Origin of the sequence: Sphingomonas cavernae, from assembly GCF_003590775.1 — a bacterium.
GTDB classification, from domain to species: domain Bacteria; phylum Pseudomonadota; class Alphaproteobacteria; order Sphingomonadales; family Sphingomonadaceae; genus Sphingobium_A; species Sphingobium_A cavernae.
The window spans coordinates 567590-579875 of record NZ_QYUM01000003.1; the positions used below are offsets into that span (position 1 = coordinate 567590).

Genomic DNA, 12286 nt, shown 5'->3' on the forward strand with positions numbered 1-12286 from the left:
TCTTGAGCACTTCCTGACCGAAAAACCGGTTCCCACTTTTTTCGGGAAGTGCTCTAACCGCGCTTGGGCGGCCGCTGATCACACATAATGCGGTTCGCCGCGCTCGCGCAGTTCCTCATAATGGACCAGCGCGGGCTCCTGTCCCAGGGGCACCGGCTCACCCTCGCGGAACGCCCATTCGCCACGATCGCAATCCTCGGCGCGGACATAGCCGTTGATGTAAAGCCGGCGGCGATGGCTGGATCGATTGGTCCCCGATCCATGCACCAGATAGGGATTCCACAGCGCAAGATCGCCGGGTTCCAGGATCACGTCGATCGCGTCGGCGGGCGAGAGCGATGCCGCCTCGAGTGCGGCGTCGCTCATCGCGGTGCCGAGCACATCGGTCGAGCAATCGAGCCCGAGGTCGCCCTTCAGATGGCTTGCCGGGATGAAGCGCATACAGCCCGTTTCGGGCGTGTGCGGGTCGATGGCGAGCCCGGTCTGGACATAGGATGTCGCAAGGTTCCGATACGCCCATTGGGGCTGACGAAAGCGCGAATCCTGATGCCAGGCGAAATCGCCCAGCGCCCCGGGCGCCTTCCAGTGAACCTGGTTGATGATCTGCTTCAGGTTCGCGCCGAGCAGGGGCTCCAGCAGCCGCGCGAAACGGGGGGCGAGGCGGACCGCGTTCAGGACGGCCTTGTGATAGGACGGCCATTGCACCATCCGCACCAGCGGTTCGCCATTGAGGCCGGGCGTGACGTTGTAGAACAGGTTCCCGTGCCGGAAGCTGCGGCCGTGGCGCACGCCTTCGTCATGCAACGCGTCGATCGCGGCGCCGACCGTCGCGACTTCTTCGGCATTGAAGAACCCGCTGATCACCGCATAACCGTCGCGCTGATAGCGCGACATGAGATCGTCGGAATATGCGTTCGCCATTGCTCGCTCAGGCCTCCGGACGTGATCGATAGATGGCTTCGTCGAGCTCGCCTTCCCAGCGCGCGACCGTGGTTGCCACAGTCAGGTTGGCGCTGGCGCTGGGCACGGTGCGCGTCATGTCGAGCAGCCGGTCAAAGGGCAGGACGAAGCCGACGACGAGCGCTGTCTGCTCCGGCGCCACGCCGACCGCCGAGAGCACGGCGGCGAGCATGAAGAGCGAGGCGGAGGGCACGGGCGCGGTACCGAAGGCCGCCAGCGCGCCGGTCAGCAGGACGAGGCCATATACCGCAGGCGAGAGCGGCGTGCCGAATGCCTGGAGCGCGAACATGCTGAGCAGCCCGACATACATGGCGGTGCCGTCCTTGCCGATGCTGGCGCCGAGCGGGAGCACGGTCGAGAAGATTGGCCGGCTGATGCCGAGGTTGTTCTCGGCAACGCGCATCGCGACAGGCAGTGTCGCCGAACTCGACGCTGTTGAAAAGGCAACGACGAGCGCGTCAATGATACCGCGGAAAAACGGCAATACCGGAAGGCGTGCGAGCAGCCGCAATATGAGGTTGTGCACGACGACGATCTGTATGAGCGAGCCGATCACGACCGCGAGCGCGAGCCAGCCGACATTAACGAACACCGCCGCGCCGTTCGCGGCGACTGCGTTCGCGATCAGCGCGAAGACGCCGAACGGTGTCGCCTCCATCACGATGCCGACGATCTTGAGCAGCACCGCCGAAGCCGATTGCAGAAGCGCGGCGAATGGCTTGCCTGCTTCGCCAGCGACGACGGTGCCGACGCCGGTCAGGATCGCGACGAAGATCAGGGCAAGCATGTCCCCCTTGGCCAGCGCCTCGAAGATGTTGAGCGGGATGATGCCAACGAGCTGCTGATAGGCCGTGACGGGCTCGCCCAGCGCATGGGGCGCGGCGGTGCCGAGCGGCGCGCCGACGCCGGGCTGGACGAGCGTTGCGACCGCCATCCCGACCGACACCGCGATCGCCGTGGTTAGGGCGAACAACCCGATCGTCCGGCCGCCAAGGCTTCCGAGGCGCCTGGGATCGGCAAGCGAGGTGATGCCCGCGGCGATGGTGACGAGCACGATCGGCGCCACCAGCATGCGGATCGCGCGCACGAAGAGGTCGCCGATGAAAGCGACCGATGGCGCAGCCGACGGCCAGACAAAGGCGAGGACCAGCCCGAGCGCCAGCCCGCCGAGCACGCGTTTCCACAGCGCTATGGCGAACCAGCCGCGGATCATGCGCAGCGCCCCGTCGGCTTGTGCGCCAGTGCACGGCCCGCAGCCCGGCCTATGGGCTTGCCGCCATCGACCACGACCACGCCGTTCACGATGACCGAGCGCACTCCATCGGCGAGCAGCGTCGGCGCGTCATAGGTCGCGCGTTCGCGATAGCGCCTGGGGTCGAAGACCACGATATCTGCAAAGGCGCCGGCACGCAGATGGCCGCGTCCGTCGAGCCCGAACGTATCGGCGGTGAGCGCGCTGCTGCGTTCGATGAAATCGCGCAGCGTCAGGACTTTGTCCGCCACGACATATTTGGCGTATTTGCGTGCGAACGACCCATAGACGCGCGGATGGCCCGTCGAGGCGTCGGATCCCGTCATCACCCAGGGCCGCTTCATGAATGCCGCGATGTCCTGCTCGCTCTGATTGAACGACGCGACGCCGGGATCATCTTCGCGAATGACCGCGATCGCGGCGGTGATCGCATCCCCGCTATGCGCCTCGGCAATCTTTGCGAGCGTCGCGCCCTTGTGACGCCCGGCGGTGACTAGCAGCGCGCCCGCGCCGCCGCGCTTGCGGAGGTTTTCGACCATGTCGGTGCGTAAGCGATCGGCAAGCGCTCCGTCGTCGAAGCGCCTGAGCAGCGCTACGCGCCCGCCATCCTGCGCCCAGCGCGGCACGAGCGAAGCAGCGAGGCTGGTTCCCGACGCCGACCACGGATATTGGTCGGCCGTGACCATCTGGCCTTGCGCGCGCGCGGCCTCGACGATGCCGATGATCGTGTTCGCCTGCCCCTGCACATCGACGCCCAGCGCCTTGATGTGCGCGATATGGACGGGCATCTGCGCCTGTCGCCCAACGTCGATCGCTTCCTCGATCGCGGCCTTGAGGCCGATCGAATAGCTCGATTCATCGCGGATATGGCTGTCATAGGTGCCCCCGCGCGATCCCGCCTCGCGTGCCAGCGCTACGACTTCCTCGCGCCCGGCGAAGCTCTGCGGTGCGTAGAACAGCCCGGTCGAAAGGCCGAGCGCCCCTTCACACATTGCCTTGGCGACGAGCCCCTTCATGCGCGCAAGTTCGTCAGTGGTGGGTTTGCGATCGGCCTCGCCGATCACTGATTTCCTGATGGGCCCAAGTCCCACATAGGTCGCATAGTTGATCCCGACCGGCTTCGCGGCCGCCCTGCCCAGCACGCCTGCGACGTCGAGGTCGCCGCCGCCGTCATTGCCGACGAACGCGGTGGTCACACCTTGCATCAGAAAGGGCAGGATAAGCCGTTCTTGCGCGTCGTCGGAGGCAAGCATTGCGCCCGCATGCGTGTGTGGATCGATGAAGCCCGGCGCTACCACCATTCCGCTGGCGTCGATCACTTGTTTCGCATGCACATCGGCACGATGCGTGACCAAGCGGATGCGATCGCCGGTCACCGCGACATCGCCGACAAAGGGCTCGGCTGAACCCGTGTAGACGGTGCCGCCGCGGATCAGCAGATCAACCTGTTCGGGGGCGGGAGCCGCGCCGAGTGTGGAGATCGCGATCGTGAGCATCGCCGCCGCACGCGCAATCCTCGGCTTTTTCATTCTTCCCCCCAGAAACCTGGCGCCGGCGGCACGAGCATTCCGTGCGCTTCGGCAACGCCACCGGCGCGATCCTCCCGGAGCCAGAGCGGCCCGTCAAGGTCGGCGAAGCCGGAGAGGCGGGCGACGTGCAGCGCTGGCGCGATCGAGAGCGACGAACATATCATGCAGCCCGTCATCAGTTGCATTCCGCGCGCACGCGCCGCGTCGGCAAGGCGCAGCGCCTCGGTCAGTCCCCCGGACTTGTCGAGCTTGACGTTCACTGCCTGATAGCGCCGCGCGACGACATCGAGATCGTCCGTCACGTGGATGGCTTCGTCGGCGCAGATTGGCACCGACGACCTGAAGCCCTCGAGCCACGCGTCCTCGCCCGCGGGCACCGGTTGTTCGAGCAGCGCGACGCGGCATTGCAACAGCACGTCCTGCAGTTTTTCGGTAAGTGCCTCGTCCCAGCTTTCATTGGGGTCGACGATCAGGGCCGCGTCCGGCGCGGCGGCGCGGACCGCCAGGATCTGCGCCGCGGGATCATTGGCGTCGACCTTCACCTTGATCAGCGGCGCGTCGGCGATCGCGGCCGCCGCGCGCGCCATCGCATCGGGTGTATCGATGACGACGGTGAGCGCGGTCGGGAGTCGTCCGGGGGGCGGTGCGCCGATCATAGCGGCGACGCTCGAACCGGAAAGCCGCGCCTCGAGATCCCACAGCGCGCAATCGAGCGCGTTGCGCGCCGCGCCCGGCGGAAGCAGGGTGAGCAATGCGGCACGATCGGCGCCGTCCTCCACCGCGCCGCGCACGCTCTCGATCATCGCCAACGCGCTTTCGACGCTTTCGCCATAGCGCGCATAGGGAACGCCTTCGCCGCGCCCGCTGAACGCGCCGTGCGCGATCGTAACCGAGACGACGTCAGCCTCGGTCTTCACCCCGCGCGAAATGCGAAAGGGTGATTTTAGCGTGAAGCGGTCGTGGCGGGCTTCGAGACGTCGTTGCACAGCAGTTCATCCATGATCGTATCGAGGCCGAAGCGCATCGGATCGGTGCAGGGAAGGTCGAAAGCCAGCGCGGTCTCATCGCACAGCCGCCGCGCCGACGCCTCGTCCATCGCCGAGGTGTTGAGGCATATGCCGACCGCGCGGACACCGGCGCTGGTGAGCCGTGCCATGTGCAGGTTGAGCTCAAGGCACTCGCCGAGTCCCGGCAGGTCCCGGCCGGCAATGCCGCGCATATGCGCGCGTGACGGGTCATGGCACAGCACGATCGCCTCTGGTTGGGCGCCATGGAGAAGCCCGGTCGAAACCCCCGCGAAGGAGGGGTGGAAAAGCGACCCCTGACCCTCGATCACATCCCAGCCATCATCGTCGCGTGCGGGTGCGAGCTGCTCGATGGCGCCCGAGATGAAGTCGGCCACGACGGCATCGACGGGAACGCCAGCGCCCGCGATCAATATGCCGGTCTGGCCCGTCGCGCGGAAATCCGCATGCTTTCCGCGCGCGCGGATCGCCTCGACGAGCGCGAGCGATGTGTACATCTTGCCGACCGAGCAATCTGTCCCGACCGTGAGCAGCCGGTGCCCGGCGCGCGGGCGGCCACTACCGACGACCAGATCTGCGGGTGGATCGCGCACGTCGAACAACTGCAGCGCATTCCGTCGCGCCGCGTCGACCAGGCGGGGCACGTCGCGCAGCCGCTGGTGGAGACCGGAGGCGACGTTCATGCCCGCCTCAAGCGCCGCGAGCGCGTCTTCAACGAGGTCGGTTTCCATGGTGCCGCCCGAATTGGCGATACCCAGCACGAGCGTGCGCGCGCCAGCCGCCGCCGCCTCGGCCATCGTCAGGCGTTGCAGTCCCAGCGTAAGCGGGCAGTCGTCGTGCCGGAATTCGCCCACGCAATCGTGGCGGCGAAAGGTTGCGAGACCTCGCGAGGTCTTGATGCCGACCGAGTCCGTGCTGCGGCCGAGATAGAGAAGATAGGGTGCAGGAATCATCGTCATTACGGTAAGGCTCTCGTGCGCCAACCGGGCATAGCGAGTGCACGCGGCGTCATAGCCGCGCGTTATGCCCCGTCGATCACCTTCGACAGAGTCTTGAGAAATGCCGTGGCGAGCGCAGTCGGCGGTCGGTTGATCAGGAAGAGCGCGTGGACGTCGAAGGTCAGGGACGGCTTGAGCGGGCGCATCGCGAGCCCCGGCCCAAGCGATGCCTGCGCGGTGAAGCTGTCGACCACGGTGAGTCCTACACCCGCACGCACCAGCGCCGTCGCGATATAGAAGGTGCGTGCCGACACCACCTCATCAAGCTCGATTGCGAGTCGTTCCAGCTCCTGCGTGAAAATGTGGCCAATCGGCCCACTCGCCGCGACGCTGACCAGCCGGTGACCGCGCAAGTCCGACAGCTCAAGGCGCGTCGGGGCATTGGGCATGTCCTCCTCGCGGTATAGTACCGCGAGTTCGCCCTCGCTCAGCCAGCGACTGCCGACGGGTGCGGTCGGCGGCACTTCATAGGCGATCGCGATGTCGGTCTCGCGTTCATAGAGCTTGCGCACGAGATCGTCGTGATGGACGGTCTGAAGGTCGAACTTCACATCCTCGTGCGTGCGCAGGAAACGAGCGACCGCGATCGGGAGCGCACCGAGCGCGAGCGAGGGGAGCGCCGAGATCCGGAGCGTCCGGCCCGCGCCGCGTCGCAGATTGCGTCCCGCCTCGCGCAGCGAATAGACCCGGTCCTGGATCTCGCGCACCTCGTCGAACAGCATGTGCGCGTCCTCGGTCGGCACCAGCCCACCATTGGTGCGCTCGAACAGCGGAAAGCCGAGCAGCGATTCCGCGTGGCGCAGCGTCTTCGACACCGAAGGTTGCGAGATATTGAGCGCGCGCGCGGCAGCAGTGACCGAGCCGTTGGTGTAAACCGCATGGAAAATTTCGATATGGCGCAGCTTCATCGTTGCGCGGCCTTGGTGTCGCGCGCGAGCGCCTCCTCGGTGGCGGTAAAAGCGGACCGCTTGCTCGCCTCGTCTGCGGGAACGTCGGTCGCGAAATAAGCCACGCCCGTGCCGCGTTCGCGATCGACCCACAGCCCCGAGCGCAGGCCATAGGCGTCGCCGGCATGGCCGAAACGCCGGCGCCCGTCGCCGAACACGTCGTCGCGACAACCCTTTTGCGTGGTTGCAAGGAAGGTCACCGCCAGGCCGTAGCTGCAGTAGAAACCCGTATTCCCCATCCCCGTTGACTCATCGCTGCCGGTGTCGCCGTTGCTGCCGTCAAAGGTCCAAAGCGGTTGCTCGAGCAGTGCCACCGAGCGCGGGCTGAGCAGGGTGACACCGTCCACACTGCCCTGGCCGAGCAGCAATCGCCCGATCTGCGCGAGCCCCCGCGCCGAAATGCGCAGGCCACCTTGGGGCGAGAAGATCGCGCCGTTCGTGCCCGGTTGCCACTGCGCCAGGTCGCAGCTCCCGTCGCGTGCGGGCAGGACGGCACATGCGGGCCTGGCGCCGTGATTGTCGTCGCGCACCGGCGCACCCGCACGATAGAGCACGACCGCGCGCGCCGCGGTTTCTTCCCTGCAGTTCGTCCAGTTGTAACAGGCATCGAGCTTCAGCGGCGCAAGGACGAGACGATCCATGAGCAGATCGAAGCGCTCGCCCGTTGCTCGTTCCATGACTGCTGCGATCACGGGGAAATTGATGTTGGCATAGCGGAAGAAGGTGCCTGGCGCGTTCTCGGCGTCCCACGCCTTGGTATCGGTGAGCACGTCCTGGAGCCGGGCATCGAGCGGAAGCACATAGTCGACCCCGTCGTTGAGCCCCGAACGGTGCGAGAGCAGCAGCTTCAACGTGATCAGCTGGTCCGGAAAGGCGGGGCTGCGCAGCCGCCAGCCGAGCAGGTCGGAGACATCGGCATCGAGATCGAGCCGTCCCTCTTCGACCAGTCGCATCACCGCGATCGCGGTCACCAGTTTCGAAATGGACGCCACGCGCACCGGATCGTCGGCGGTGACCTTCCGGCCACTGGCGATATCGGCGAATCCCGATGCTTGTGCGGCGACCTCGCTTTCCCGATCGAAGGAAACGCGAACAATGGCAGCGGGTTCGGAAGCTGCGGCAAGCAGCATGGCGGTAAGCAGCATGAGCCCAGACTAAACAGAAGGCACCGCGCAGTTCAATGCGCGACGATCGATTCATTCCTTGAGTGATTTCGGATGAAGCAGTGCGGACAGCGCTTTGTGCACAAAGCCGAACGCCGGATTGGCCTTAGGTCGCAACCGTTCGAATTGTGCAGAATTTCGCGGATCGGCGATGATCGACAGGCTCTCCTAAGCGGAAATGCGAACCTGTTTCGGGGCGAATGAAATGACGACGACCAAGGGGGAAATGCAAGCCTGCGACTATGCACACGTCTCGACGACGAACGCTGGAGCGAGCAGAATGGCGGCTCCGTATCGCGTCGTTGAACCCGGCGCCAGCGCCACCGACGCCGCAGGCCAGGGGATTGTGCATGGCCCGCAACGGCCGCAAGTACGACGATCAGGGCGACCGCCATGCGGGTGATCATCGGGCGGTCCTTTCGGGCATCATAACTTGCAGTGCGGCGTTCGTGGCTTAGCCGTTCCAGTCGAAGGGTTGCACCTCGGTGCGGCGTCCCAGCAGAAAGGCGTCGGCGACGAGGCGGAAGGGCGTGAGGTCGGCGTCGCTCTGACGGTTTGCGAGCAGGCGCGCGAAATGTCGGTAGAGCCGCGTATATTCGGGTTCCTCACCGACCTCAACCGCGACGCCGTCGATCGCCATCCGCGAGGCGCCCATCGACAGCTTGAGATGCCCCTGGTCGGTCTCGACCTCGATATCCCAGGTCTGGGGACCGCGCTGATCGAAGTCGAAGTCGACGTCGATCGGGACGCCCGAGGTATCGACAAAGGCAAGATCGGCCGCGATCGGTGCGGCGCGATTGGCGGGAAAGCGCAGCTCGGCGCGCTCGAGCATGAAGGCGCGGGGCAGGATGTGCGTGATCACCGAGAGCGCGTTGATGCCGGGATCGAAGACGCCGATGCCGGGTTCCCAGATCCATTCCTGGCCCGGGTGCCAGACACGCACGTCCTCTTTCCAGTTGACCGCGACGCGGTGGATCGTGCGGCCCTTGAGCCATGCGCGGGCGGGCTCGACCGCGGCGGCCTCGCGCGAATGCCAGGTGGCGTAGAAGACCCTGCCGGCCTCGCGCGCGAGCTCCGTGAAGGATTCGGCTTCGCACAGGGTCGCGGCCGGCGGCTTTTCGATCATCACGTCGAGCCCGTGCGCGAGCGCTTCGGCGACGATGGCAAGCCGGCCGCGCGGCGGCGTGCAGATCGAGACCGCCTGCACCTCGGGCATCGCCGCCATCATCTCGCCGATCGTGGCGAAGCCGGGAACACGTTCGGGCGGCGTGTGTTGCGTCACACCGGCGACCAGTTCGAAATCCAGGCTCGCGGCCAGTGTCGGCACATGCTGGTCGCGCGCGATCTTGCCGATCCCGATCAGAGCGATACGTGTCGGGCTCACGGCCGCGCGCACCGGGTGGCAGAAGCGCGGGCGATCACGGTGCGCAGTATGTATTCCATAGCGGCTGACACTCCCGGTATCCTCTCCATAATATTGATTCTATTCCAGAAATCCGGAAAGATTTTATTATCTGATATATATGCTTTATATTTGCCAATTGGGTTGCTATCAAGTGGGAAACCGCTTGGCTGCCACATGCATTGAAGCTGCCACGCCGGTTTGAAACATCACAATGGCGGCCAGCGCGTCGCCAAGGGGGTAGGATGAAAGTCGCGGCACGCGCTCCGAAAGCGAGCATGATCACGCCAGTTTGCGCGGAGCCTGTTGCGTAATGCGTGGGAAAGTCGCCCTTCGTTCGCGCGCCTGGTTCAATGATATGGCGAACCCCGACATGACCGCGCTCTATATCGAGCGCTACATGAACTTCGGCCTGACGCTCGAGGAACTGCAGTCCGACCGACCGATCGTCGGCATCGCCCAGACGGGCAGCGACCTCAGCCCCTGCAACCGCCATCATATCGTGCTGGCCGAACGCGTGCGCGAGGGCGTTCGCGACGCCGGCGGCATTCCCATCGAGTTCACCACGCATCCGATCCAGGAAACGGGCAAGCGCCCGACCGCAGGGCTCGATCGCAACCTGTCATATCTCTCGCTGGTCGAGGTATTGTACGGCTATCCGCTCGACGGCGTGGTGCTGACGATCGGTTGCGACAAGACGACGCCCGCTTGCCTGATGGCGGCGGCCACGGTGAACATCCCGGCGATCGCGCTGTCGGTCGGCCCGATGCTCAACGGCTGGCACAAGGGCGAGCGCACGGGTTCGGGCACGATCGTCTGGAAGGCGCGGCAGATGCTCGCGGCGGGCGAGATCGACTATCAGGGATTCATCAAGCTGGTTGCATCGTCGGCGCCGTCGACGGGCTATTGTAACACCATGGGCACTGCGACGACGATGAATTCGCTGACCGAAGCGCTGGGCATGTCGCTGCCCGGTTCGGCCGCGATCCCCGCGCCCTATCGCGACCGCCAGGAATGCGCGTACCTGACGGGCAAGCAGATCGTCGAAATGGTGCTGGCGGACCGCAAACCCTCCGACATCCTGACGCGCGAGGCGTTCATCAACGCGATCCGCGTCAACTCGGCGATCGGCGGCTCGACCAATGCGCCTATCCACCTCAACGCCATTGCGCGCCACGTCGGTGTCGAGCTTTCGGTCGACGACTGGCAGGCCTTCGGCCACGATATTCCGCTGCTCGTCAACCTTCAGCCGGCGGGCGAGTATCTGGGCGAGGATTATTACCGCGCAGGCGGTGTGCCCGCGGTCGTTGCCGAGCTGATCGGGCAGGGGCTCATTCATGAGGGCGCGCTGACGGTCAACGGCAGGACAATCGGCGACAATTGCCGCGATGCCGGGATCGAGGACGAGAAGGTGATCCGGCGGTTCGACGCGCCCTTGAAGCCGGCGGCCGGCCTTTCGGTGCTGCGCGGCAACCTGTTCGAGGCCGCGGTCATGAAGACCAGCGTCATTTCGGACACGTTTCGCGAGCGCTTCCTGTCGGATCCCGACGATCCCGAAGCTTTCGAGGGGCGTGTCGTCGTCTTCGACGGGCCCGAAGACTATCACGCGCGCATCGACGACCCCGCGCTCAAAATCGACGAGCGGACAATGCTCGTCATCCGCGGGACGGGGCCGATCGGCTATCCGGGCGGCGCCGAGGTGGTGAACATGCGCCCGCCCGCCGCACTGATCCGCGCGGGCATCGATACGCTGCCGTGTATCGGCGATGGTCGCCAGTCGGGCACCTCGGGCAGTCCCTCGATCCTCAACGCCGCGCCCGAAGCGGCCGCGGGCGGCGGTCTGGCGCTGGTGAGGACGGGCGATCGTATCCGGATCGACCTTCGCCGCGGCGAGGCCAATCTGCTCGTGTCGGACGAGGAGCTGGCCGAGCGTCGCGCGGCGTTCGAGGCGGAGGGAGGCTATCGCTATCCCGCATCGCAGACGCCCTGGCAGGAAATACAGCGCGGCATTGTCGGCCAGTTCGATACTGGCGCGGTGCTCGAGCCCGCCGTCAAATATCAGCGCATCGCGCAGACGCGCGGCATTCCCCGCGACAGCCACTGATGGCCGACGTGCGCGTCATCGAACGCGCCGGCCGCGACCGGCTGGGGGAAGGCCCGCTCTGGTCGCGACGGCGCAACGCATTGTTCTGGGTCGATATCCTCGGCTGTCGCCTGCATCAGTTGTCGCTTGCCGATGGCGCGGTACAGAGCTGGACGATGCCGGAGATGACCGGCTGGGTGGTCGAACGGGACGACGCGCCGGGCTTCATCGCCGGACTTCGCACGGGATTTGCCGAGCTCGAGCTGGACCCGTTCACCGTCCGGCATATCGTCGATCCCGAGCCGGGCCTGCCGGGCAACCGCATGAACGATGCGAAGGCGGATGGCTGGGGGCGGATCTGGGCGGGCACCATGCCGGTTGCGGCCGACCGGCCGAGCGGGGCACTTTACAGGCTCGATACGGACCGCAGCTGCCACACCGTCGACACGGGATACACGATCGCCAACGGCCCCGCCTTCAGCCTCGACGGACGTTTCCTGTACCATGCGGACTCGCATCTGCGCGTTATTTACCGGTTCGCGATCGACGAGGCAGGCGTCGTGGGCGGCCGCGAGCCGTTCATCGCGTTCGAACCCGAATGGGGCGTGCCCGACGGGATGACCGTCGATGCCGAGGGCGGGCTGTGGATCGCGCATTGGGGCGCGGGCTGCGTCAGCCGTTTTTCGCCCGAAGGTGTTCGCGAACGCGCCATCACGCTGCCCGCTTCGCAGGTCACGAGTTGCGCCTTTGCGGGCGAAGCGCTCGACCGGCTGTTCGTCACCTCCGCAGCCGAAGGGCGCGAGGACGAGGCGCTGGCGGGCGCGCTTTTCGAGGTCGACCCCGGCGTGACGGGCATCCCACCCGCCAGCTTCGGTGGGTAGCCATTGAATGTTGAACTGACCGATATTGCGAGAGGCTGCATCGACA

Annotated in this window: 10 protein-coding genes; 2 read left to right on the forward strand and 8 right to left on the reverse strand. The window is 65.9% G+C overall.

Features of this window, described 5'->3' with window-relative positions:
* Positions 1-78 precede the first annotated feature (78 nt).
* From D3876_RS10385 to D3876_RS10420, 8 genes are all read right to left on the reverse strand, one after another.
* Positions 79-921 carry a phytanoyl-CoA dioxygenase family protein gene (locus tag D3876_RS10385; protein WP_119761967.1) on the reverse strand — a complete coding sequence of 281 codons (843 nt, stop codon included), beginning with the start codon at positions 919-921 and terminating at the stop codon, positions 79-81.
* A 7-nt stretch (positions 922-928) separates the two neighbouring features.
* Complete coding sequence (locus tag D3876_RS10390) at positions 929-2179, reverse strand: dicarboxylate/amino acid:cation symporter (RefSeq protein WP_119761969.1); 1251 nt, start codon at positions 2177-2179, stop codon at positions 929-931.
* Positions 2170-3741 (reverse strand): N-acyl-D-amino-acid deacylase family protein, encoded by a 1572-nt coding sequence (locus D3876_RS10395; RefSeq protein ID WP_238475326.1) that lies wholly within the window; start codon positions 3739-3741, stop codon positions 2170-2172. The genes D3876_RS10390 and D3876_RS10395 overlap by 10 nt, the downstream gene beginning before the upstream one ends.
* A complete protein-coding gene (gene dgcA / locus D3876_RS10400) occupies positions 3738-4727 on the reverse strand; it encodes an N-acetyl-D-Glu racemase DgcA (RefSeq protein WP_119761971.1) in 990 nt (329 codons plus the stop codon). The genes D3876_RS10395 and dgcA overlap by 4 nt, the downstream gene beginning before the upstream one ends.
* A complete protein-coding gene (dgcN, locus tag D3876_RS10405) occupies positions 4685-5719 on the reverse strand; it encodes an N-acetyltransferase DgcN (RefSeq protein ID WP_182912029.1) in 1035 nt (344 codons plus the stop codon). Before dgcN ends, dgcA begins: the two co-directional genes overlap by 43 nt.
* 68 nt (positions 5720-5787) lie before the next feature.
* Positions 5788-6672 carry a LysR family transcriptional regulator gene (locus D3876_RS10410; RefSeq protein ID WP_119761974.1) on the reverse strand — a complete coding sequence of 295 codons (885 nt, stop codon included), beginning with the start codon at positions 6670-6672 and terminating at the stop codon, positions 5788-5790.
* A complete protein-coding gene (locus D3876_RS10415) occupies positions 6669-7856 on the reverse strand; it encodes a serine hydrolase domain-containing protein (protein WP_119761976.1) in 1188 nt (395 codons plus the stop codon). Before D3876_RS10415 ends, D3876_RS10410 begins: the two co-directional genes overlap by 4 nt.
* A 472-nt stretch (positions 7857-8328) precedes the next feature.
* A complete protein-coding gene (locus D3876_RS10420) occupies positions 8329-9258 on the reverse strand; it encodes a Gfo/Idh/MocA family protein (protein ID WP_119763711.1) in 930 nt (309 codons plus the stop codon).
* Between the two features lie 331 nt (positions 9259-9589).
* Between D3876_RS10420 and D3876_RS10425 the strand changes: the two genes are divergently transcribed.
* Entirely contained in the window at positions 9590-11380 is a 1791-nt protein-coding gene (locus D3876_RS10425) for an IlvD/Edd family dehydratase (RefSeq protein ID WP_119761977.1), read from the forward strand.
* Entirely contained in the window at positions 11380-12240 is an 861-nt protein-coding gene (locus D3876_RS10430) for an SMP-30/gluconolactonase/LRE family protein (protein WP_119761979.1), read from the forward strand. Before D3876_RS10425 ends, D3876_RS10430 begins: the two co-directional genes overlap by 1 nt.
* Positions 12241-12286 lie beyond the last annotated feature (46 nt).

Excerpts from the sequence above, each read along its gene's own strand:
- D3876_RS10415 (WP_119761976.1), bottom strand. The coding sequence starts at position 7,856 with ATGCTGCTTACCGCCATGCTGCTTGCCGCAGCTTCCGAACCCGCTGCC.
- D3876_RS10425 (WP_119761977.1), top strand. The coding sequence starts at position 9,590 with ATGCGTGGGAAAGTCGCCCTTCGTTCGCGCGCCTGGTTCAATGATATG.
- D3876_RS10395 (WP_238475326.1), bottom strand. The coding sequence starts at position 3,741 with ATGAAAAAGCCGAGGATTGCGCGTGCGGCGGCGATGCTCACGATCGCG.
- D3876_RS10410 (WP_119761974.1), bottom strand. The coding sequence starts at position 6,672 with ATGAAGCTGCGCCATATCGAAATTTTCCATGCGGTTTACACCAACGGC.
- D3876_RS10385 (WP_119761967.1), bottom strand. The coding sequence starts at position 921 with ATGGCGAACGCATATTCCGACGATCTCATGTCGCGCTATCAGCGCGAC.
- dgcN (WP_182912029.1), bottom strand. The coding sequence starts at position 5,719 with ATGATTCCTGCACCCTATCTTCTCTATCTCGGCCGCAGCACGGACTCG.
- D3876_RS10430 (WP_119761979.1), top strand. The coding sequence starts at position 11,380 with ATGGCCGACGTGCGCGTCATCGAACGCGCCGGCCGCGACCGGCTGGGG.